General features: G+C 36.1%; 20 protein-coding genes. 12 read left to right on the top strand and 8 right to left on the bottom strand.

The features are described 5' to 3' along the window. The first annotated feature begins 84 nt into the window (after window positions 1-84). Together lysS and ACODST_RS15095 are read left to right on the top strand one after the other, a co-directional pair. Window positions 85-1,785 (top strand): lysine--tRNA ligase, encoded by a 1,701-nt coding sequence (gene lysS, locus ACODST_RS15100; RefSeq protein WP_488932944.1) that lies wholly within the window; start codon window positions 85-87, stop codon window positions 1,783-1,785. Between the two features lie 36 nt (window positions 1,786-1,821). Continuing rightward, window positions 1,822-2,094 carry a hypothetical protein gene (locus tag ACODST_RS15095; protein ID WP_488932943.1) on the top strand — a complete coding sequence of 91 codons (273 nt, stop codon included), beginning with the start codon at window positions 1,822-1,824 and terminating at the stop codon, window positions 2,092-2,094. Window positions 2,095-2,192: 98 nt separating this feature from the next. Here ACODST_RS15095 and ACODST_RS15090 read toward each other — a convergent pair whose 3' ends face one another. Both ACODST_RS15090 and ACODST_RS15085 read right to left on the bottom strand, forming a co-directional pair. Further along, a complete protein-coding gene (locus ACODST_RS15090; RefSeq protein ID WP_488932942.1) occupies window positions 2,193-2,789 on the bottom strand; it encodes a hypothetical protein in 597 nt (198 codons plus the stop codon). Between the two features lie 75 nt (window positions 2,790-2,864). Beyond that, the gene (locus ACODST_RS15085; RefSeq protein WP_488932941.1) at window positions 2,865-3,866 is read right to left on the bottom strand and encodes a 2-hydroxyacid dehydrogenase; all 1,002 of its coding nucleotides are present in this window, start codon (window positions 3,864-3,866) and stop codon (window positions 2,865-2,867) included. Between the two features lie 183 nt (window positions 3,867-4,049). Here ACODST_RS15085 and ACODST_RS15080 point away from each other — a divergent pair, with 183 nt between their 5' ends. Beyond that, a complete protein-coding gene (locus ACODST_RS15080) occupies window positions 4,050-4,478 on the top strand; it encodes a DUF4890 domain-containing protein (protein ID WP_488932940.1) in 429 nt (142 codons plus the stop codon). Window positions 4,479-4,640: 162 nt separating this feature from the next. Beyond that, the gene (locus tag ACODST_RS15075) at window positions 4,641-5,384 is read left to right on the top strand and encodes a DUF4890 domain-containing protein (RefSeq protein ID WP_488932939.1); all 744 of its coding nucleotides are present in this window, start codon (window positions 4,641-4,643) and stop codon (window positions 5,382-5,384) included. A gap of 43 nt (window positions 5,385-5,427) precedes the next feature. Here the strand turns inward: ACODST_RS15075 and hemL are convergent, their stop codons facing one another. Genes hemL through ACODST_RS15050 form a run of 5 tightly spaced genes read right to left on the bottom strand, consistent with a single transcriptional unit; the run spans window position 5,428 to window position 9,142 of the window. Further along, window positions 5,428-6,714 carry a glutamate-1-semialdehyde 2,1-aminomutase gene (hemL, locus tag ACODST_RS15070; protein WP_488932938.1) on the bottom strand — a complete coding sequence of 429 codons (1,287 nt, stop codon included), beginning with the start codon at window positions 6,712-6,714 and terminating at the stop codon, window positions 5,428-5,430. Between the two features lie 35 nt (window positions 6,715-6,749). Then, window positions 6,750-7,001 carry a hypothetical protein gene (locus ACODST_RS15065; protein ID WP_488932937.1) on the bottom strand — a complete coding sequence of 84 codons (252 nt, stop codon included), beginning with the start codon at window positions 6,999-7,001 and terminating at the stop codon, window positions 6,750-6,752. Window positions 7,002-7,042: 41 nt separating this feature from the next. Continuing rightward, window positions 7,043-7,909, bottom strand: coding sequence for a glucosaminidase domain-containing protein (locus tag ACODST_RS15060; protein ID WP_488932936.1), 867 nt, complete (start codon window positions 7,907-7,909; stop codon window positions 7,043-7,045). After that, complete coding sequence (locus tag ACODST_RS15055) at window positions 7,902-8,810, bottom strand: 1-aminocyclopropane-1-carboxylate deaminase/D-cysteine desulfhydrase (RefSeq protein ID WP_488932935.1); 909 nt, start codon at window positions 8,808-8,810, stop codon at window positions 7,902-7,904. The genes ACODST_RS15060 and ACODST_RS15055 overlap by 8 nt, the downstream gene beginning before the upstream one ends. Continuing rightward, window positions 8,807-9,142 carry a hypothetical protein gene (locus tag ACODST_RS15050; protein ID WP_488932934.1) on the bottom strand — a complete coding sequence of 112 codons (336 nt, stop codon included), beginning with the start codon at window positions 9,140-9,142 and terminating at the stop codon, window positions 8,807-8,809. Before ACODST_RS15050 ends, ACODST_RS15055 begins: the two co-directional genes overlap by 4 nt. Window positions 9,143-9,256: 114 nt before the next feature. On the opposite strand from ACODST_RS15050, the gene ACODST_RS15045 reads away from it, so the two are divergent. The 5 genes from ACODST_RS15045 (at window position 9,257) to ilvA (ending at window position 15,075) form a co-directional block, all read left to right on the top strand. After that, window positions 9,257-9,439, top strand: a complete 183-nt coding sequence (locus tag ACODST_RS15045) for a C1orf53 family protein (RefSeq protein WP_012023986.1) — start codon at window positions 9,257-9,259, stop codon at window positions 9,437-9,439. 16 nt (window positions 9,440-9,455) lie between these two features. Then, window positions 9,456-10,430, top strand: a complete 975-nt coding sequence (locus tag ACODST_RS15040; protein WP_488932933.1) for a 2-hydroxyacid dehydrogenase — start codon at window positions 9,456-9,458, stop codon at window positions 10,428-10,430. Between the two features lie 497 nt (window positions 10,431-10,927). Further along, window positions 10,928-12,904 (top strand): urocanate hydratase, encoded by a 1,977-nt coding sequence (hutU, locus tag ACODST_RS15035; RefSeq protein WP_488932932.1) that lies wholly within the window; start codon window positions 10,928-10,930, stop codon window positions 12,902-12,904. Window positions 12,905-12,934: 30 nt separating this feature from the next. After that, window positions 12,935-13,474 (top strand): DUF4136 domain-containing protein, encoded by a 540-nt coding sequence (locus ACODST_RS15030; protein ID WP_488932931.1) that lies wholly within the window; start codon window positions 12,935-12,937, stop codon window positions 13,472-13,474. 356 nt (window positions 13,475-13,830) lie between these two features. Continuing rightward, window positions 13,831-15,075 carry a threonine ammonia-lyase IlvA gene (gene ilvA, locus ACODST_RS15025; RefSeq protein ID WP_488932930.1) on the top strand — a complete coding sequence of 415 codons (1,245 nt, stop codon included), beginning with the start codon at window positions 13,831-13,833 and terminating at the stop codon, window positions 15,073-15,075. A gap of 81 nt (window positions 15,076-15,156) precedes the next feature. Here the strand turns inward: ilvA and ACODST_RS15020 are convergent, their stop codons facing one another. Next, on the bottom strand, window positions 15,157-17,565 hold the full coding sequence (locus ACODST_RS15020) for an RICIN domain-containing protein (protein WP_488932929.1): 2,409 nt from the start codon (window positions 17,563-17,565) through the stop codon (window positions 15,157-15,159). Window positions 17,566-17,951: 386 nt separating this feature from the next. Between ACODST_RS15020 and ACODST_RS15015 the strand changes: the two genes are divergently transcribed. From ACODST_RS15015 to ACODST_RS15005, 3 genes are all read left to right on the top strand, one after another. Beyond that, a complete protein-coding gene (locus tag ACODST_RS15015; RefSeq protein ID WP_488933010.1) occupies window positions 17,952-18,362 on the top strand; it encodes a group III truncated hemoglobin in 411 nt (136 codons plus the stop codon). Window positions 18,363-18,434: 72 nt separating this feature from the next. Beyond that, window positions 18,435-18,878, top strand: coding sequence for a hypothetical protein (locus ACODST_RS15010; protein WP_488932928.1), 444 nt, complete (start codon window positions 18,435-18,437; stop codon window positions 18,876-18,878). Window positions 18,879-19,015: 137 nt separating this feature from the next. After that, window positions 19,016-20,779, top strand: a complete 1,764-nt coding sequence (locus tag ACODST_RS15005) for an aromatic amino acid hydroxylase (RefSeq protein ID WP_488932927.1) — start codon at window positions 19,016-19,018, stop codon at window positions 20,777-20,779. Window positions 20,780-20,921: the final 142 nt, after the last annotated feature.

Genomic DNA, 20,921 nt, shown 5'->3' with positions numbered 1-20,921 from the left:
TTGATGCTTCAAAAAATCTAAAATCTGCATTCTAAAATCTGCATTCTTTTCTTTATCTTTGCGCACTTAAAAAAATAGCACAAAATGGCATTATCAGAACAAGAAATCATCAGAAGAGAAAAACTTCAAAACTTACGCAATCTGGGAATCAATCCTTATCCAGCTAATCTTTTTCCAGTAAATCATACTTCAAAACAGATAAAGGAAACTTTTGAGGAAGGTAAAAAGGTTATCGTTGCCGGACGTTTGATGAGTGTTCGTGATCAGGGTAAAGCCTGTTTTGCTGAGTTGCAAGATAGCGAAGGTCGTATTCAATTGTATGTGACTCGTGATGTTTTGTGTGAAGGTGACGATAAAACCTTATATAATACTGTTTTCAAAAAATTAACCGATTTAGGAGATTTTATTGGTATTGAAGGAGAATTGTTTACTACTCAGGTAGGTGCACAATGTATTCGTGTAAAAGGTTTTACTTTCTTAAGCAAAACATTACGTCCTCTTCCACTGCCAAGAGTTGACACAGATGGAAATGTACACGACGCTTTTAAAGATGCTGAGTTGCGTTACAGAATGCGTTATGTAGATTTAACAGTAAATCCGCAGGTTAAAGAAACTTTCCTTAAGAGAACTAAATTGTTCACGGCTATGAGAGAGTATTTTAATAATGCAGGATATCTTGAAGTAGATACTCCGGTTTTACAGTCAATTCCCGGTGGTGCTTCGGCAAGACCATTTATTACGCATCATAACTCTCTTGATATTCCGCTTTACATGCGTATCGCAAATGAGTTATACTTAAAAAGATTAATTGTTGGTGGATTCGAAGGTGTTTATGAGTTTTCCAGAAACTTCCGTAACGAAGGTATGGACAGAACCCATAATCCTGAATTTACTGCAATGGAAATATATGTAGCTTACAAAGACTACAACTGGATGATGGATTTTGCTGAAGGTTTATTGGAGCACTGTGCAATTGCTGTAAATGGCACAAGCGAGGTTACTTTTGGTGAGCACAAAATCAACTTTAAAGCGCCTTATGCACGTGTTACGATGACCGATTCTATCAAACATTTTACTGGTTTTGATATTTCCGGAAAAACGGAACAAGAATTGTTTGAAGCGGCAAGAGGAATGGGAATCGAAGTTGACGAAACAATGGGTAAAGGAAAATTAATTGATGAGATTTTCGGCGCTAAATGTGAAGGAAATTATATTCAGCCAACTTTCATTACAGATTATCCAAAAGAAATGTCTCCGCTTTGTAAAGAGCACCGTGATAATCCAGATTTGACGGAACGTTTTGAATTAATGGTTTGTGGTAAAGAAATTGCAAATGCTTATTCTGAACTAAATGATCCAATTGATCAAAGAGAACGTTTTGAAGATCAAATGCGTTTAGCAGCAAAAGGTGATGATGAAGCAAACGGTATTATCGATGAAGATTTCTTAAGAGCTCTTGAATACGGTATGCCTCCAACATCCGGAATGGGAATTGGAATGGACCGTTTGATTATGTATTTAACAAACAATGCCTCTATTCAGGAAGTTTTATTGTTCCCGCAAATGCGTCCTGAGAAAAAGCAAGTAGAATTAAGTTTAGAAGAAAAGAAAATTTTTGAAGATTTGAAGCTTAATCTTCGTATACCTCTAAATGATTTAAAAGTAAGTTCTGGATTAAGCAACAAGCAATGGGACAAGGCTATAAAAAACTTAACTTCATTAGGATTAGCAAAAGTACATCTTCAAGAAGATGAAAATATTAAATATGTTTTATTAGTAGGATAAAAAAGTAAATCATTTATATTTTTTAAATTATAAAAAATGGCATTAAGTAGAGAATATACAGATTGGCATTTAACCCCAAACGGGTGGTTTGCTGGAGATACAAGAATTGATACTGGTGTATTTTTTGATGTACCTGCACCTCAAGATAAGGTATTAACAATAAGATATGAAGAACTGATGACTTCAGTATTTAGTGACTTAAAAGAAAGTGAAAATGTTACTTTTGAAATTGATGATAAAAACATTATTAATCAATTAAGAACAAAATTCCCAATTTCTTTTTATATCTGCCCACCAGATAATAAATAACACATTCAATTATAAACTTGTAGTATCTAATTGAATAATATTAACATTCAAACCCGGCAGTTTTAAACCTGTCGGGTTTGCTATTTAAAATAATCAGATTAAAACGAGTACTTTTCCATTTTCTGATTGTAGATATCCAGAACCTCTGTACTTTCTTTAGGAACATCTCCTTTCCATTTTTCCTGCACCGAAGGATTCGAAGGATATTTACCGTTTTTCATTTTAACATGATGTAGCAGACCCCCGCTTTTCATTAAAAGATCATAAAATTTTTCAGTTACTGATGTCGTTACATAAACTGGAAAATCAGTCACCGTAAAATGATTGATCACACTTCCGTCTGCATTTAAAATGTAACCCGAACAACCTCCGCTTCCACAGAAATAAGCATTGGAAAACCCAACGAAATATTCATTTTTATGATCATTATTTAAATCAAAAGCCTGGTAATAAAAATAACGATCGTCTTTTGTCATTGCCGGCAGATCTTTTTTAAGCAAAATATTCAATTGTTTCCGAATCAAGGCGACAGCTTTATCATCTCTGGGTGGTGCATCACTCAAATTAGCTGTTCCACCTATGGTTTTCGATAAAGTATCCTGAACAATGGTTTTGATGATATTTTTCGATTCGTTTTTATTTTGACAAGAGTACAATGTCAAAATTCCGATTAGAATTACAATTTTATTTTTCATAATCTAATATTTTTCAAATATTTGCTAAACCCGACAGGTTTTGAAAACCTGTTGGGTTTAACTTAGAGAATAATTTTAAACCAGCAAAGCCGCTTTATTTTCAATATCATTTTCCGCCAGCAGCGATTTTATATTATTAAATGTTACCAATGCAATCTGCGTTAAAGCTTCATTGGTAAAAAACGCCTGGTGTGCCGTTACCAATACATTTGGAAAACTCATCAGTCGCTGAATCGCATCGTCCTGAATAATATCTGCCGATAAATCCCTGAAAAACAGCTTTTCTTCCTGTTCGTAAACATCGATTCCCAAATAGCCTATTTTACCTTCTTTTAAACCTTCAATTACACTCCCCGTTTCGATTAATCCGCCGCGGCTTGTATTGATAATCATCACATTGTCTTTCATTGAAACAAGAGACCTTTTATTGATTACATGTTTCGTCTGATCGTTCAGCGGACAATGAAGCGAAATAATATCACTTGATTTAAAAATTTCTTCCAGTTCAACAAAAGACACACCGTCCTTAACCATCTCCTCATTCGTCACAATATCATAAGCCATTACTTTACAGCCAAAACCCAGCGCAATTTTAGCAAAGGCTTTTCCAATATTTCCCGTCCCGATAATACCAATTGTTTTTCCAAATAAATCAAAACCTAACAATCCGTTTAAAGAAAAATTCTGCTCGCGGACACGATTATAAGCTTTATGTGTTTTTCGGTTCAAAGTCAGGATCATCGCCATAGCATGTTCTGCCACCGCTTGCGGCGAATAGGCCGGAACACGGCATACCTTCAGGTTGTATTTTTTAGCCGCCTCCAGATCGACATTATTAAAACCAGCACAGCGTAAAGCAATTATTTTTACATTTTTCTCCGCCAGCTGTTTAATTACCGCTTCATTTACAATATCGTTTACAAAAACACAAACAATAGAAGCATTCTCAATTAAAATGACGGTTTGCGGATTTAACTGTGTTTCATAATAATCCAGCTCAAAATCAAAGTCGGTATTGTACTTATCAAAGAAGGTTTTATCGTAAGGCTGGGTCGAAAAAAAGGCAATTTTACTCATAATGGTATTCTTCAGGTTTTAAATTTGTTGGTACACTAAAAATAAGAAAATATTTTCAATACTACCCGTATTATACTTTAATCAATTCCATATCAATGCAATAAAAATCTTGTTTTACAAACAGGATTAAACCTTTTTGTTTTGGAAAAGTCTAAATGCCATAACCTTTAAAAGAAATAAATCATGAAAAAATTACTAATCGCAGTATTATTACTGGCCGGAATAACCGGTTTTGCACAGGAAGATCAGGCTGCCGGACGCGAAAGATTAACTCCGGAACAGCGTAATGAAAAACAATTACAGAAATTAACTTCTGAATTGAGTTTAGATGCCAGTCAGCAGACTCAGGTAAAACAGCTTTTAGCTGAAAGAAGTGCCAAAGCCGAAAAACTGAGAGAAGCCCGAAAAGACCAGAAAGAAAGCGGTGTAAAACCAACAGCTGCCGATAGAGAAGCACTTAGAAATGAATTAAAAACCGAAAAAGAAGCCAACGATGCTAAAATGAAAACAATTCTAAATGCCGATCAGTATACCAAATGGCAGTCGATACAGGAAAAAAACAAAGACAAAGCCAGAGAAAAAATAAGAGAATACAGAAAAGAAAATAATTAAACAAGATTGACAGAAAGAGGCTTTAAGGCCTCTTTTTTATTTATGTCTGTCATTATATTTTCATTAATACTTTCTGTTAAATAAAAGATAAACCCGAAAATTCGATTAAACTTAATAAAACCGTCAAAGTCTAATAGCCATAAACCTTTAAAAAAACGAAAAATGAAAAAATTATGTATGGCAGCTTTATTGTTCGTTGGAATGGTAAGTTTTGCACAGGAAACCAATCAGAAACCTGCAGGTAATCAAAAAGAAAAATTAACTCCGGAACAGCGAAATGAGAAGCATCTTCAAAAAATGACTTCTGATCTGAATCTGGATAAAAAACAACAGGAACTGGTAAAACAGCTTATAGCAGAAAGAAGTGCCAAAGCCGAAAAATTCAGAGAAGACAGAAAAAACAATAAAACCAAACCGACTGCCGAAGAAAAAGAGGCTTTTAAAAAACAAATGAAAGCCGACAAAGAAGCAACTGATGCTAAAATGAAAGCTATTTTAAATGCGGATCAATATGCTAAATGGACGGCTCTTAAAAAAGAGCACAAAGACCACGGCAGAAAAGGAGACCACAAAGGTCATTTCAAAAACCCTCAGGAACGTGATCAGGCCCATTTACAAAAGTTAACCACGGATTTAAACTTAAATGCAGATCAGCAAAAACAAGTGAGTGAACTTTTATCAGACAGAAGCACTAAAATGGCCATGCTGAAAAAAAGCAGAAAAGAATCGGGTATACCACCTTCTGAAGCTGACAAAAAAGCTATGAAAAAACAAATGGAGGAAGATCACAAAGCATTTGATACCAAAATGAAATCGATTCTAAATGCAGATCAGTATAAAAAATGGACCGCTATTCAAAAAGAGCGTAAAGACAAAATGAAAGAGTATAAAAAAGAAAAAAAATAATCTGGTTCTAAAAGAAAAGGAGGCTTAAAAGCCTCCTTTTTTATTAAAATGTTTTTGATACTTTATCAATTGCATTGATTGTAAAATCTAAATCTTCGTAAGTCAATGCATCTGTAATAAACCAGGTTTCATAAGCCGATGGCGCAATATAAACCCCTTCCTGCAATAATCCATGGAAGAATTTCTTAAACGTTTCGTTATCCCCTTTTGCAGCCGTTTGAAAATCGGTAACCGGATCTGCATCAAAGTGAACCGAAATCATCGAACCTACTCTATTGATTGTGAAAACAATATTGTTGGCTTTTAAAACGCTGTCAATTCCAGCTTCTAAATACGCTGTTTTTTCTTCTAAACGGGTAAAAATGGCTCTGTCATTATCTAAAGCTTTCAGCATTGCCAGTCCCGCTGCCATTGCTAACGGATTTCCAGATAAAGTTCCTGCCTGATAAACCGGGCCAAGAGGCGCTAAATGATTCATTATTTCCTCACGGGCAGCAAAAGCTCCAACCGGAAGCCCGCCGCCAATAACTTTTCCAAAAGTCACAATATCAGCATCTATTCCGTATAATTCCTGAACTCCGCCACGAGCTAAACGAAAACCTGTCATTACCTCATCAAAAATCAATAAAATTCCGTTTGCTGTACACAATTCTCTCAAACCTTCCAGGAAACCTTTTTGAGGCGGAATACAGCCCATGTTTCCCGCAACTGCCTCGATAATAATCGCTGCAATTTCTCCTTTATTGGCTTCAACCAATGTTTTGACATTTTCTAAATCATTGTATTTGGCTAATAAAGTATCTTTTGCAGTTCCCTCTGTAACTCCCGGACTGTTTGGTGAACCAAAAGTTACAGCTCCGCTTCCGGCCTGAATCAGAAATGAATCAGAATGTCCGTGGTAGCAGCCTGCAAATTTGATGATTTTATCTCTTTTTGTAAATCCTCTTGCCAGACGAATAGCACTCATACAAGCTTCTGTTCCTGAATTTACAAAACGTATTTTATCGATATTCGGGACCATAGAAACGGCCAGAGCAGCAATTTCGGTTTCAAGTTCGGTAGGCATTCCAAATGAAGTTCCCAGTTTTGCTTTTTCAATAACCGCATCCACAACCGGCTCATAAGCATGACCTAAAACCATTGGTCCCCAGGAATTGATGTAATCTATTAATTTGTTTCCGTCTTCATCATATAAATAAGCCCCTTTGGCACTTTTTACAAAAATTGGAGTTCCGCCAACGGCTTTAAATGCTCTTACTGGTGAATTTACTCCTCCCGGAATTACTTTTTCTGCTTCAGCAAAAAGCTGACTACTTCTTTTATATAACATTTTTTAATTTAGATTTTTGAGTTCAGATTTTAGATTTATCGACTTAAACCCTGGTCTCTTACAAACTCATTGAAATATTTTTGTTCTGTTTGTTCTTCTTTTGAAAGATCTTCCATTTTCAAATCCGACATTCCTGTTGGAGAATAAAATCTCCATTTCCACGCTGGCCGATGTTTTATGAAAAAATTTGTTTCTGCAAATTCATCATGCTCATAAACCCCACAAAAAAGCCTAATAGTGAGAACAACTGCGAAAATAACAACTACAATTAATACTTTCTTCTTCATTTACTAAAAACTCAGGCTGAACACTAAAAACTGAACACTGACTACTTAACCCTAAGCCTCTGCCCAATCGAAATAGCATTATCTGTCAGGTTATTCTTTTTCTTCAAATCATCCACTAATAAATTGAACTTCTTCGAAATCGAATACAAAGTATCTCCCTTTTGTACTTCATATAAGTTGGGGTCATTTGAATTCGAATTCGACGGATTGTTTTTCACAGAAGTTGCTGTATTAATAGGCGTATAATTTTTTCCGGTAACCTGACAATCGTACTGATGAAGATTATAGCGCTCGATATAGCTGATTAATTTTTCCGGATAATTTGGATCTGTGGCATAGCCGCATGCCCGTAAACCTTTTGCCCAGGCTTTGTAATCGTCTTTTTCATAAGTAAACAACGATTCATATCTTTTTTTCCCAACTAAAAACAAAGCATGATCCCTGTACGATTCTGATGCCTGCGGATATTTTCTGAAACATTCCTGAGCGGCATCATCATCGTGGCGAACACTTTCTCCCAGCCAGTCTTTGTGACATTTTATTCCGAAATGATTATTGGCTTCCACTGCTAAATCTCCTTTACCCGCACCCGATTCTAAAATTCCCTGAGCCAAAATGATACTTGCCGGAATTCCGTAGGTTTTCATATTTCCCATTGCAATTTCTTTATATTGCAATACATAGTCTGTAATTACGCTGTTGGTGACAACTGTTTTTGATGTAGATTGAATAACCTCAGTTGTATTATTGGTAGAAGGATAATTTTTAACGGTTTTTACCGGTTTCTTAGCTGCCGCAACTCTCGCTTTCTGGGCTGCTGCTTTTTGAGTCGTCGCGATAGCAGGCTTGCTTGAAGAACAACTCGCCAAAACTAGTACTGTAAAGAGCAATACAATTTTTTTAATCATTGGTTTTGAGTATTGGTAATTTTTTCTGCTTCAACTTTATATTCATTCCGTCAATTCCCTGTAATCCGCCTGTGTGAATGAGTAAAATTTTTGAATGTTCAGGGAAATAATTTTTGCTGATTAAATCTATAACGCCAAAAACCATTTTTCCTGTATAAATTGGATCTAAGGGCACTTTTGTTTCTTCAAAAAAAGCATTGATAAATTCTATTAATTCTAAATTTATCTTGCCATAACCTCCAAAATGATAGTCAGAAATTAAATTCCAGTTATCTTTTTTTGCAAAAATACGAATTTCATCGGTTAAAAAGTCACCTTTTAACGCCGGAAAACCTAAAATTTGCTGATTTGGTAATGCACTATTGATTAATCCCGAAATTGTGCCTCCGGTTCCAACTGCACAACAAATGTAATTAAAACCCGAATCTTCATCAGTCAGAATCTCTTCACAGCCTTTTACTGCTAGTTCGTTTGTACCGCCTTCGGGAACCCAATAAAAATCACCAAACTTATCTTTTAGTTTTTCTATAAAAGACGTTTCACTCTTTAAACGATAGTATTCTCTCGAAACAAAGTCAAACTGCATTCCGTTTTCCTGTGCAAATTTTAAAGTGGGGTTTTCCTCTATTCTATCAAACAATTCATCTCCGCGAATAATTCCGATAGTCTTCAAACCCTGTTCTTTTCCTGCATAAGCCACAGCTGCAATATGATTAGAAAATGCCCCGCCAAAAGTCAGTAAGGTGTCTTTGTTTTCGGCTTTCGCCTGAAGCAGGTTGTATTTTAACTTTCTGAATTTATTTCCGGACACAAAAGGATGAATTAAATCTTCGCGTTTTATGGTCAGCGAAACAGAATTCGGAAACTGGATATTTATGGATTGATTGTAAATTGGATTCATTTTAATTTGATGTAATGCAGAAACTGAAAAAAAGATCTGTTTTTCAAATAGTTTAAATTGGTTTCATTTGTATAAGCTTCTCTTTCAAAACTGATATTTCGATACGCCAAAACGCCATTTTTATATTGGATCAGACGAATTAAATATTCTAAAAAATACCACACAAAAAATGGGATCACTAAAAGTTCTAACTGCTGTCTCAAATGAATTTTTTCATGATTAACGAAAACTTCGTTAGTCTTGTCAAACTCATATTTTGCAATTACAAACGGAAATACAGCCATTCCGCGATATCCTTTCGGAATTAAATATTTGGCAACAATCAGAAACATTGGCTGTAAAATTTATAAATTTGTAGTTCTAAAATTGTTCGATTCCGATAAAATCATAATCAAATATTTATATTTTTGATTTTAATTATTCGAAAAAGAACACGAAGCAGATTTATGAAAGAGCAAAGTAATGAAAATAAATTAATCGAAGGAGAAGATTTTTACTATACGCCTGAAGGTTATAAATGCTTTACTGAAAAACATCATTTAAAACGAGGTTACTGCTGTAAAAGCGGCTGTCGCCACTGTCCGTACGGATATGATAAAAAAACAGGAAGAATCAATAAACCTTCATAAAAATTACAACAACACAATGAACGTTTTTATCAATAAAAATATACCGGAAGCCGGCATAAAACTACTTCAGGAAAAAGGCATTAATCTGACTATAAATCCAACGGAGAATATCTTATCGAGAGAAGAGTTTATAAAAATCTGCCAGAAAAATGATGTTCTTTTAAATGTTGGAACCAATAATTTAGATGAAGATTTTTTTCAGCAATGCCCTAATTTAAAAGGTATAGCTTTGTTTTCTGTGGGATTTGACTCGGTTCATATTCCATCAGCAGACAGCAGAAAAATTCCTGTTGGAAATACACCAGACGTTTTAAGCAGAGCCACTTCTGATGTTGCTTTTTTATTGATGCAGAGCGCAGCCCGAAAATCATTTTTCAATTATAAGAGGATTTTAAATGACCAATGGGGAAGTTTTGATCCGTTAGCTAATTTGGGACAGGAACTGTATGGCAAAACTTTAGGAATATTGGGTTTGGGAAGAATTGGTTTCGAAATGGCTCAAAAATGCAAAGCCGCATTTGGAATGAACATTATTTACCATAATCGTTCCCGAAAAGAAGAAACCGAAAAAGAATTGGATGCTAAATTTGTAGATTTTGAAACCTTACTTGCTGAAAGTGATGTTTTAAGTGTTCATGCAAGTTACACAGCTGAAAACAACGAACTCTTCAACAAAAGTACTTTTGCCAAAATGAAACCGAATTCGATTTTCATCAATACCGCAAGAGGAAAATTTCATAATGAAGCCGATTTGTTTGAGGCGCTAACAAATAATACAATCTGGGGTGCCGGACTGGATGTTACCAATCCTGAACCCATGAAATCTGATAATCCGTTATTGTCTCTGCCAAATTGCTGTATTTTACCGCACATTGGTTCAGCAACTTATGAAGCGAGAAACGGAATGGCGGTTTGTGCCGCGCAAAATATAATAGCGCTTTTTGAAAATAAAAAAATGCCGTTTTGTGTTAATGAGGAAGTTTACTCTTAATGAGATAATGTGACAATTTGAAAATTAGATAATGGAGAAAAAAATCTCAAATTTTTAAATTTTGAATTCCAATCTGAAATCAACAATCTAAAATATCATATATGGATATCCATTTACGAAAATTCAGGATTACGATCCACAAATCGTATCACAGGTCGGATATCCGGTATCCTTAGTTTTTTTTTTAATTAGAAAATGTGACAATTTGGGAATTAGATAATTCGACAATTTGAAAATTAGATAATTTTTTTTGAATGATCGAGTATTTCGCTCCGCTGGAGCTTTTATCTATTAACCATTGTTTTTCTATAAATATTAAACTCTTCCAGAGTTTTTAAGCCTTGGAAAGGCGAAATATTTATAGAAATCGTTTATTCGTTCACAATACATAAGCCCCGGCGGGGCGGCATAATTAAAAAACAAAAAATTAATCTGTTGTTAATCTAACCGCAATATCTTAGCATCTTAGATCCTCAGCACCTAAGAATCTTAAAAAAATGACTTTTAAAGAACAAATACAACAAGGAATTCCTTCTATATTACCTCCAAAGACGGCATACGATCCGGCCATTAATCATGCTCCGAAAAGAAAAGAAATTCTTTCGGCAGAAGAAAGAAAGCTGGCGCTTAAAAATGCTTTACGTTATTTCGATCCAAAACATCACGCCGAATTAATTCCTGAGTTTTCAGAAGAATTAGAAACTTACGGCCGTATTTATATGTATCGTCTTCGTCCTGATTATAAAATGTATGCTCGTCCAATTGACGAATATCCGGGGAAATCGCTGCAGGCAAAAGCGATTATGCACATGATTCAGAACAACTTGGATTATGCCGTAGCACAGCATCCACATGAATTGATTACGTATGGAGGAAACGGAGCTGTTTTCCAAAACTGGGCACAATATTTATTGACGATGCAATACTTGTCTGAAATGACAGATGAGCAGACATTAACGATGTATTCCGGTCACCCAATGGGATTATTTCCTTCGCATAAAGAAGCGCCGAGAGTTGTGGTAACAAACGGAATGGTAATCCCTAATTACTCCAAACCGGATGATTGGGAAAAAATGAATGCGCTTGGAGTTTCGCAATACGGGCAAATGACAGCGGGAAGTTATATGTACATTGGTCCGCAGGGAATTGTACACGGAACTACCATTACAGTTCTAAACGGTTTTAGAAAAATAAAGCAAAATCCTGAAGGAAGTTTATTCGTAACTTCCGGGCTTGGCGGAATGTCTGGCGCTCAGCCAAAAGCCGGAAATATTGCAGGCTGTATTACGGTCTGCGCCGAAGTAAATCCCAAAATCACTAAAATCCGTCACGAGCAGGGATGGATTAATGAAGTTGTTACATCTACAGACGAACTGGTTGTCAGAATAGCTTTAGCGAAAGCGAATAAAGAAACGGTTTCCATAGCCTATTTAGGAAATGTAGTTGAGGTTTGGGAACGTTTTGATCAGGAAAATATCAAAATTGATTTAGGTTCAGATCAGACTTCGCTTCATAATCCGTGGGCGGGAGGTTATTATCCGGTTGGGATTTCGTTTGAAGATGCCAATAAAATGATGGCTGAAAATCCGGAATTATTCAAAGAAAAAGTTCAGGAAACGCTGCGTCGTCATGCAGCTGCCATTAACAAACACACCGCAAAAGGAACTTATTTTTTTGATTACGGAAATGCTTTTTTATTAGAAGCTTCACGTGCCGGAGCAGATGTCATGGCTCAAAACAATATTGACTTTAAATATCCTAGTTATGTTCAGGATATCATGGGACCAATGTGTTTTGACTACGGATTTGGTCCTTTCCGCTGGGTTTGTACTTCCGGAAAGCCTGAAGATTTATTAAAAACAGATGCCATTGCCTGCCAGATTTTAGAGAAAATGGCTGAAACCGCTCCAGACGAAATTCAGCAGCAAATGCAGGATAATATCAAATGGATCAAAGGAGCACAGGAAAATAAACTGGTTGTGGGTTCGCAAGCAAGAATTCTTTATGCCGATGCCGAAGGAAGAATAAAAATTGCAGAAGCCTTTAATCAGGCTATTGCAAAAGGCGAAATTGGCGCTGTGGTTTTAGGACGTGATCATCATGATGTTTCCGGAACTGATTCCCCTTACAGAGAGACTTCAAACATTTATGACGGTTCCCGTTTTACGGCCGATATGGCGATTCATAACGTGATTGGCGACAGCTTTAGAGGAGCGACCTGGGTATCCATTCATAACGGCGGCGGCGTGGGCTGGGGAGAGGTTATAAACGGCGGATTTGGTATGGTTCTTGATGGTTCTAACGAGGCTTCAAAACGTTTAACATCAATGCTTTTTTGGGATGTTAACAACGGAATTTCGAGACGAAGCTGGGCCCGAAACGAAGGTGCTGTTTTTGCCATAAAAAGAGCAATGGATGCTGAGCCTTTACTAAAAGTTACTTTACCCAACCTGGTTGACGAAAGTTTACTTTAATTAAAATGAAAACATTTAATTCTTCAAAATATGAAAACGTTCAAATTAATTCCTGTCTTTTTGCTCCTGATACTGACTTCCTGCAGTAGTGTTACAGTTTATTCTGATTATGACAAAAATGTTGATTTTGCGCCTTATAAAACATACGCTTACTTTAAGCCGGGAATTGATAAGGTCGAAATATCGGATTTAGATAAAAGGAGAATCCTTCGTGCCATAGACGACCAGATGCAGGCTAAAGGATTTACCAAAAGTGATAATCCTGACTTACTTATTAATATTTTCACCAAATCAAGAGAACAGGTTGATGTCAACCAGTTTAGTGCCGGCTGGGGTTATGGCTGGGGCTGGGGCTGGAACCCATGGATGATGTATGGAGGAAACCAGACGACGGTTTCAACATCTACTGAAGGAACTTTATACATTGATTTTATTGATGCAAAAAAGAAAGAAATGATCTGGCAGGGTGAAGGAATCGGAACCCTAACCCGAAACATTGATAAAAAAGACCAGAGAATAGCTGAATTTGTAGGCAAAATTTTAGCTCAATATCCGCCAGTTAAAAAATAGTTTTCAGTCACTCCCGATAATTATCGGAATCCGTTTTTTTATAAAACTTAAAATGATTTTTGAAAACTTCAATAAATAATTAATACATTTGCGGTTCAATCAGCTAAGAAAATGAACAACTTTAACAACATTATTATCGCTATTATCAGCATTATTGCAATTCAGCAGTAATGGCGAGGTGTTATATAAGTTTGTAAAATATAATTTGTAAAACCTCCCGCATCGGGAGGTTTTTTATTTTAAAAACAATTTAAAAGTCGCCACGAATTACACAAATTTCCATGAATTATTTTTTCTTTAAAATAATTAAAATTAGTGGTAATTCGTGTAATTCGTGGCAAAAAAAACAAAACATCATGAGTTTATTTAACGAAGTACTTAATGCTAAAAAGCAGCTTGAAAATGTGGTTGCTGCTACTCCTCTTACCCAAAATTTGAATCTTTCAGATGAATTTAAATCGACTATTTTATTAAAAAGAGAAGATTTACAAATTGTGCGGTCGTACAAAATCAGAGGGGCTTATAATAAGATTTCTTCGTTAAACGAAAAAGAAAAAAGCAACGGAATTGTCTGCGCCAGTGCCGGTAATCATGCACAGGGAGTTGCTTATTCCTGTCACCTTCTTAAAATAAACGGCAAAATCTATATGCCCAAAACAACACCCAAACAAAAGGTAAAACAGGTGCAGTTGTTTGGAAAATCATTTGTAGAAATTGTTTTGACCGGAGATACTTTTGATGATGCTTACGCTTCGGCCACCGCAGATGCCATCAAAAACCATAAAACTTTTATCCATCCTTTTGATGATGAAAAAGTAATCGCCGGACAGGGAACGGTTGGATTAGAAATTCTCGAAAATTTTAAAGAACCTATCGATTATGTTTTTGTCCCAATTGGCGGCGGCGGACTGGCTTCTGGTTTATCAGAAGTTTTCAGACATTTGAGTCCAAATACTAAAATAATCGGTGTTGAGCCAAAAGGCGCTCCTTCGATGAAAACTTCAATTGAAGAAAACAAAAACACGCCATTAAAAACAATCGACAAATTTGTGGACGGTGCAGCTGTAAAACAAGTAGGTGATAAAACTTTTGAAATCTGCCGTTATAATCTGGAAGATATTATTCTGGTTCCTGAAGGAAAAGTCTGCACAACCATTTTAAGATTATATAATGAAGAAGCGATGGTCGTAGAACCCGCAGGTGCTTTAACTATTGCCGCTTTGGATTTTTATAAGGATAAAATTAAAGGTAAAAATGTAGTCTGCATCGTCAGCGGAAGTAACAACGACATCGAAAGAACTGCCGAAATAAAAGAGCGTTCCCTGCTATATGAAGGTTTAATGCACTATTTCATGATTCAGTTCCCGCAGCGTCCCGGAGCTTTAAAGGAATTTGTAAACCACATTTTAGGACCAGATGACGATATTACTTATTTTCAGTTTGCCAAGAAAAACAGCCGCGAAAAAGGCTCTGTAGTCGTGGGACTGGAATTAAAAAACAAAAAAGACATTATGCCTATTAAGCTGAAAATGACACAATACGGCTTTGAATTTCAATATTTAAATGACAATCAGGATTTGTTTACCCAGTTAATTGGATAAGAAAAAACAGAAGGCTGCCTAAAATTCAGACAGCCTTCTAACATCAAATATAAAATTACTAATTGAATTCCAGATTTGCCGTTATTGCTTTAGTACTTTTTTAGAATAAGATCCTGTACTGTCGTTTACCCTCACAATGTAAACTCCTTTTGGCAGTCTGGAAACTTCAATTTCAGAAAGGTTTCCTTTTACAAAATTTACATTCTGCCTGATTACACTTTGTCCGCTAATATTAAAGATTTGCACATCGGCACTACCTTCATGGGTGGTTTCAATTTTTAAATGATCGCTTGCTTCATCTATAAAAACCGCCATATCGGCTGTGCTTTCATCTTCTTCAGGATTTACAGCCAGTGCTTTTTTGGCTGTAGATTCTACCTGTACAAACTGCCATTGCTGATTTAAACCGCCAGTATAATCCCATACCTGAATATTGGCTCCATTGGCTGTCGATACATTTTCCACATCAAGAGCTTTGCCGCTGTTCACGTTGATAATACTATAATATCCACCGCCAAGATTATTCACAGTCCATTTGAATTCATTAGAAGATGAAAAAGTTTTTTGCTGTACTTTCAGTCCATTTGCTGTCCCGTTATTTTCAACTGCCAGATACATACTTGTAGATTTTACAATAATGTAATAATTACCACTTCCTGCAGAAACAAATTTCCATCGCTGGTTGCTTCCTCCCCCATTGGTTACATCATACTGTTGAATTCTGCTTCCGCTTGTAGTGGCATTGTCTGCTACATCCAGTCCTTTATTACTGTTTCTTGAAATAATATTGTAATACCCCGGAAATCCGGTTGTTCCTCCGTTTACTGTGATCGTACTTGTCGCTGTTTTTGCTCCGTCAACAGTTGTAGCTGTAATTGTAGCCGTTCCCGCCGAAACCGCAGCAACCAGTCCGTTTGAATTGACAGTAGCAACAGAAGTATTGCTTGAACTCCAGTTTACCGCTGTATTAGTGGCGTTTCCTGGTGAAACTGCCGCTGTTAACTGCTGTGTCTGTCCTGCGGTAATAGTGGCCGAACCCGGACTTACACTTACACCTGTTACAGGAACCGTACTGCCTGCCGCCCAGGTAAAGGTAACTGCTGATGATCCCGGAACGGCATAATTAAACGCCGAAGATCCTGAAACTACTTTAATCGTGTTAGATGATCCTGATGTATTGTATAATACCAATGCAACAGAACCATCAGGGTTTCTAAAGGCTGCTGACAAAATACTGCCGCTGGTACTTGAAGAACCAATTCTTACAGCGCCTGGTTTTACATATTTAGAAATCTGTCCAATAATATAATATGCTACATTTTTAGTATAACTTGTACTGTTGTTAACCGTAATTGCTCCTAAACAGGTACTGCATCCTCCCGGAGTACGGGGACCAAAACTGGAATTATTGGCGGCATTCCACTCCAGAACCGTTTTTGACCAGTTATTGGTACTTCCAATCACAACATTCTGCATGTGCCAGCCAAAATCCCCGCTAAAACTTCCGCCGGAACCTGTATATTGCTCTGTAAAATAAACGTTTTTATTGGTTTGTGTTTTTACGGTTGACATTGCTGAAATATTTCCTAAATACAAATGAAATGCCGCTCCGTCAACGTAACTGCTGTTATTTAAAACATCTATCGGATACGCTGTATTATCACAGTTATGGTCAAAGGCAATAATTTTGACGTTTCCATAACCTGCCGCTGCTAATTGAGGTCCAAGCTGCTGATTAATGAAATTCTTCTGCTCTGTTGAATTCATCAGCATACTTGGTTCATTATGCGGATTTTCAGGCTCATTCTGCGGTGTAATAGCCCAAATAGGAATTCCCTGTGCCTGCATTGCCTGAAGGTATTTTACAAAATATCGGGCGTAAGCGGCGTAGTATTGTGTCTGTAGACTTCCTCCAATCCAGGAACCATTGGTTTTCATCCAGCGGGGTGCCGACCATGGTGTCGCTAATATTTTGATGTTGGGATTAATAAGCTGGATCTTTTTAATAATCGGAATTAAATACGTTAAGTCCGGCCCGTTCAGACTAAAGTTATTCATATTCGTATCTCCGGAAGTTTCGTTATAACTATAGGAAGAACTGCTTAAATCTGAAGCAGCAATACTAATACGAATTACGCTGGCATTTAATCCCGTTGTTGGATTATACAAATCATTTAACAACTGATTCTGCTGTGTGGCTGCCATTCCGCTTATTACTTCAGCACTTCCTTCGGTAAGGGTATAACCAAAACCGTCCATAGTCTGATAGGTAGTTCCTGTATTAACTGTAACAGTGGAAGGATTGGTTCCCGAATTGGTTCCGAAACTTACCGTTCCCTGCTGCTGTAATAATCTTGTCTGATCGCCTGATGTTATAAAAGGCGTAACCGTCTGAGCATTTACTTTAATACTTAATAAAAGTGTTACAATGATGCACTGCATCATTATACGTTTTACCCGATTGGTAGGTTTTTGAGTAGTTTTGTGCATTTTTTTTTGATTTTTGTGGTTTTTAGATAGTTAATTTTTTCTCATTTTATTGTGATTATTTTTATTAAAATATCTCAAAATTATATTTTTCACAACGAAATCGATATATTTAAACCTTTACAAATACACATCATTTGTAAAAATTGCCTTAACAAAAACCTATCTAACAAAAACACAAATAACTAAATATCAAAACATTAACAAAAATAAAAACACTAAAAATCTTACTTTACAATTTCATAATATGCAAAATACTGTCATAAAGAATATTGCATAGCGTTACTGCGTCATTTTTCCTGAAAATACCGGGCTGTTAAATGACAAATATCATGGATCAAACAGGGAGTTATGTTGTAATTTTGCCATTCATTTATTTTTTACAAATCATGGAGACTCTTAAAGATATTTCAACTATAGAAGATATTAAACAAATGGTGAACAGCTTTTATGCTAATGTTAGAAAAGATGACCTTATAGGCCCTATTTTCAATGACAAACTGCAGGATCGCTGGGAACCGCACCTGCAAAAAATGTATGGTTTCTGGCAGACCATTCTGTTTGATGTCCGGGCCTATTCCGGAACGCCTTTTCCACCGCACAAACAATTACCTGTAGATAAAACGCATTTTGAACGCTGGATTGCCCTCTTTAATACTACAATCGATTCGCAGTTTGCAGGGCCAATTACCGAAGAAGCCAAAATGAGAGCTACAAACATGGCTTTTATGTTCAGCCATAAGATTGAGTATTTCAGAAATGCTGAAAATGAAATGAGAAATTCTGCGAAAAAATCTTAGAAAATTCTTTCAATAACAATCAGAACTTTATATTTGGCTAAATGAATTAACCCCAAATCTATATTTTTAGTTATGAAAAAAGCAATTTTATTTGTTATCATCTGTTTTGCATTTATAAATCAATTATCAGCACAATCACAAGCACCGTTTTCCAATTTATATAAAGGAACGGTTGATGGAAAAACTCCGGTTACTTTTTATATTAAAGCATCAGAAAACCAATGTACAGCTGATTTAAGTTATGTTGCAATATACCGTTATAAATCAAACAAATGGCTTCATCTGGACATTACACAGAACAGAAAAGCTGAAAATGAATTTATTATGGTGGAACATGGTTTCAGCGGTGTTTTAATTTTAAAGAAAACTGGAAATACTTTCTCTGGTTTGTGGATTAGTCCCGATACTAAAAAGCAGTTAAAAGTTGATTTAAAAGAAGTTTCAATGACTAAAAAAGACATTGAAAACTATGAACAAACACTGGAAAGAGTGAGTTTCGAAAATAACGACTGCTAAAAACATCAATCCTTTATTTCACTAAAAACCAACGAAAACGCAATAAAAGGCATTTTCAAATAAAAATATTGTGATAAAATGTAAAAATTAGCAGTCTAAATTCGTAATTTTACATTCTAATCTACAACGTTTTCGAAATGAATCCAAATATTGAAACCAATCCGTTATTAGAAAGACTGCCTAAACATTTACAGCAATTTATCAAACCTCAGGATTATAGTGATTACAGTCCTATCAATCAGGCGGTTTGGCGATATGTGATGCGCAAAAATGTTGATTATCTTTCAAAAGTAGCGCATCATTCTTATTTGGAAGGTTTGCGTAAAACCGGAATCGAAATAGATTCTATTCCGAGTATGTACGGCATGAACCGAATTCTAAGCGAAATTGGCTGGGCAGCCGTTGCCGTTGACGGATTTATTCCGCCAAATGCTTTTATGGAATTCCAGGCTTATAATGTTTTGGTAATTGCTTCAGATATTCGACAATTGGAACATATAGAATATACCCCTGCTCCGGATATTATTCATGAAGGTGCCGGCCACGCTCCTATTATTGCTAATCCTGAATATGCCGAATATTTAAGACGTTTTGGCGAAATTGGCTGTAAAGCGATTTCTTCTCATAAAGATTATCAAATGTATGAAGCGATTCGTCTGCTTTCTATTTTAAAAGAAGCCGAAGATACGCCTCAGGAAAAAATCGACGAAGCTGAAAAAGCAGTTGCCGATTTACAAAATGATATGGGCGAATTGTCTGAAATGGCTCAGATTCGAAACCTGCATTGGTGGACAGTGGAATACGGTTTAATTGGAACAGTCGAAAATCCAAAAATATATGGTGCTGGATTGCTTTCTTCTATTGGTGAAAGTGCGCACTGCATGACCGATAATGTAAAGAAAATCCCTTATGATATTTCGGCAGCCAATCAGAATTTTGATATTACACAGTTACAGCCACAGCTTTATGTAACACCTACTTTTTCTCATTTAAGTTTGATTCTGGAAGAGTTTGCTAATAAAATGGCTTTACGCACCGGAGGTCTTTCAGGAATTAAAAAACTGATTCAATCGAATGCTTTGGGAACTATTGAATTGAGTACTGGTTTACAAATTTCAGGCGTTTTTACTAATGTTATTGAAGAAGAAGGAAAACCGGTTTATATCCAAACTACTGGAAAAACAGCTTTGGCTTACCGTGAAAAAGAATTAGTTGGACACGGAACTCTAACACATCCACACGGATTTGGAAGTCCGATTGGAAAATTAAAAGGCTTTAATCTTGCTATTGAAGATATGAGTCCGAAGGATTTACAGGCTTACAGCATTGTTGAAGGCGAAAAGATTACACTGGAATTTGAAGGCAATATTATTGTGGAAGGTGAAATTATTACGGGTTCCCGAAATCTTCACGGAGAAATCATTTTAATTAGCTTTAAAAACTGTACGGTTACTCATGGTGAAACTGTTTTGTTTGAGCCTGATTGGGGTAATTATGATATGGCAATTGGTAAAAAAGTCATTTCTGCTTTCTCTGGTCCTGCCGATGTGAATAGTTTTGATCTAATCAATATTGTTCCGTCAACCAAAACCATCAAAGCAAAACATACTGATGAACGCAATGAATTAGAGCATTTATATGCAGCTGTTCGTGAAATCAGAAATAATAAATCTTCTAAAACAGAATTGAAAGCTGTTTTTGAAAAGCTTAAAAACAATCATTCAAACGATTGGCTTTTGTCTGTTGAAATTACAGAACTTTTAAAAGATTCTGAAGAGAAACAGCTTTTACAGGAAGTGTTAGTCCATTTAGATCAATTGAAAGTAAAACGTCCTGAAATTGCGCATTTAATTTCCGGCGGACTGGATTTGATTTTTGATAATTTGCCACAAAGGCACTAAGGCGCTAAGTTATTTTGAATTGCCTCCTGCTTTAGCTGGAGGAAAACAAAAATCCATTAAAAAAGGCTTTAGCCAAATAATGACATTTGGCTAAAGCCTTTTCTAAATTTCTTATGACGCCCCTCCAGCTAAAGCAGGAGGC

The sequence above is a fragment of the Flavobacterium sp. FG19 genome, assembly GCF_057809475.1.
This window is presented reverse-complemented; position numbering and strand designations above follow the sequence as displayed.

What these genes read in the sequence shown, in the direction of transcription:
- lysS (WP_488932944.1), top strand. Translation starts at nt 85, where the DNA reads ATGGCATTATCAGAACAAGAAATCATCAGAAGAGAAAAACTTCAAAAC.
- ACODST_RS15095 (WP_488932943.1), top strand. Translation starts at nt 1,822, where the DNA reads ATGGCATTAAGTAGAGAATATACAGATTGGCATTTAACCCCAAACGGG.
- ACODST_RS15090 (WP_488932942.1), bottom strand. Translation starts at nt 2,789, where the DNA reads ATGAAAAATAAAATTGTAATTCTAATCGGAATTTTGACATTGTACTCT.
- ACODST_RS15085 (WP_488932941.1), bottom strand. Translation starts at nt 3,866, where the DNA reads ATGAGTAAAATTGCCTTTTTTTCGACCCAGCCTTACGATAAAACCTTC.
- ACODST_RS15080 (WP_488932940.1), top strand. Translation starts at nt 4,050, where the DNA reads ATGAAAAAATTACTAATCGCAGTATTATTACTGGCCGGAATAACCGGT.
- ACODST_RS15075 (WP_488932939.1), top strand. Translation starts at nt 4,641, where the DNA reads ATGAAAAAATTATGTATGGCAGCTTTATTGTTCGTTGGAATGGTAAGT.
- hemL (WP_488932938.1), bottom strand. Translation starts at nt 6,714, where the DNA reads ATGTTATATAAAAGAAGTAGTCAGCTTTTTGCTGAAGCAGAAAAAGTA.
- ACODST_RS15065 (WP_488932937.1), bottom strand. Translation starts at nt 7,001, where the DNA reads ATGAAGAAGAAAGTATTAATTGTAGTTGTTATTTTCGCAGTTGTTCTC.
- ACODST_RS15060 (WP_488932936.1), bottom strand. Translation starts at nt 7,909, where the DNA reads ATGATTAAAAAAATTGTATTGCTCTTTACAGTACTAGTTTTGGCGAGT.
- ACODST_RS15055 (WP_488932935.1), bottom strand. Translation starts at nt 8,810, where the DNA reads ATGAATCCAATTTACAATCAATCCATAAATATCCAGTTTCCGAATTCT.
- ACODST_RS15050 (WP_488932934.1), bottom strand. Translation starts at nt 9,142, where the DNA reads ATGTTTCTGATTGTTGCCAAATATTTAATTCCGAAAGGATATCGCGGA.
- ACODST_RS15045 (WP_012023986.1), top strand. Translation starts at nt 9,257, where the DNA reads ATGAAAGAGCAAAGTAATGAAAATAAATTAATCGAAGGAGAAGATTTT.
- ACODST_RS15040 (WP_488932933.1), top strand. Translation starts at nt 9,456, where the DNA reads ATGAACGTTTTTATCAATAAAAATATACCGGAAGCCGGCATAAAACTA.
- hutU (WP_488932932.1), top strand. Translation starts at nt 10,928, where the DNA reads ATGACTTTTAAAGAACAAATACAACAAGGAATTCCTTCTATATTACCT.
- ACODST_RS15030 (WP_488932931.1), top strand. Translation starts at nt 12,935, where the DNA reads ATGAAAACGTTCAAATTAATTCCTGTCTTTTTGCTCCTGATACTGACT.
- ilvA (WP_488932930.1), top strand. Translation starts at nt 13,831, where the DNA reads ATGAGTTTATTTAACGAAGTACTTAATGCTAAAAAGCAGCTTGAAAAT.
- ACODST_RS15020 (WP_488932929.1), bottom strand. Translation starts at nt 17,565, where the DNA reads ATGCACAAAACTACTCAAAAACCTACCAATCGGGTAAAACGTATAATG.
- ACODST_RS15015 (WP_488933010.1), top strand. Translation starts at nt 17,952, where the DNA reads ATGGAGACTCTTAAAGATATTTCAACTATAGAAGATATTAAACAAATG.
- ACODST_RS15010 (WP_488932928.1), top strand. Translation starts at nt 18,435, where the DNA reads ATGAAAAAAGCAATTTTATTTGTTATCATCTGTTTTGCATTTATAAAT.
- ACODST_RS15005 (WP_488932927.1), top strand. Translation starts at nt 19,016, where the DNA reads ATGAATCCAAATATTGAAACCAATCCGTTATTAGAAAGACTGCCTAAA.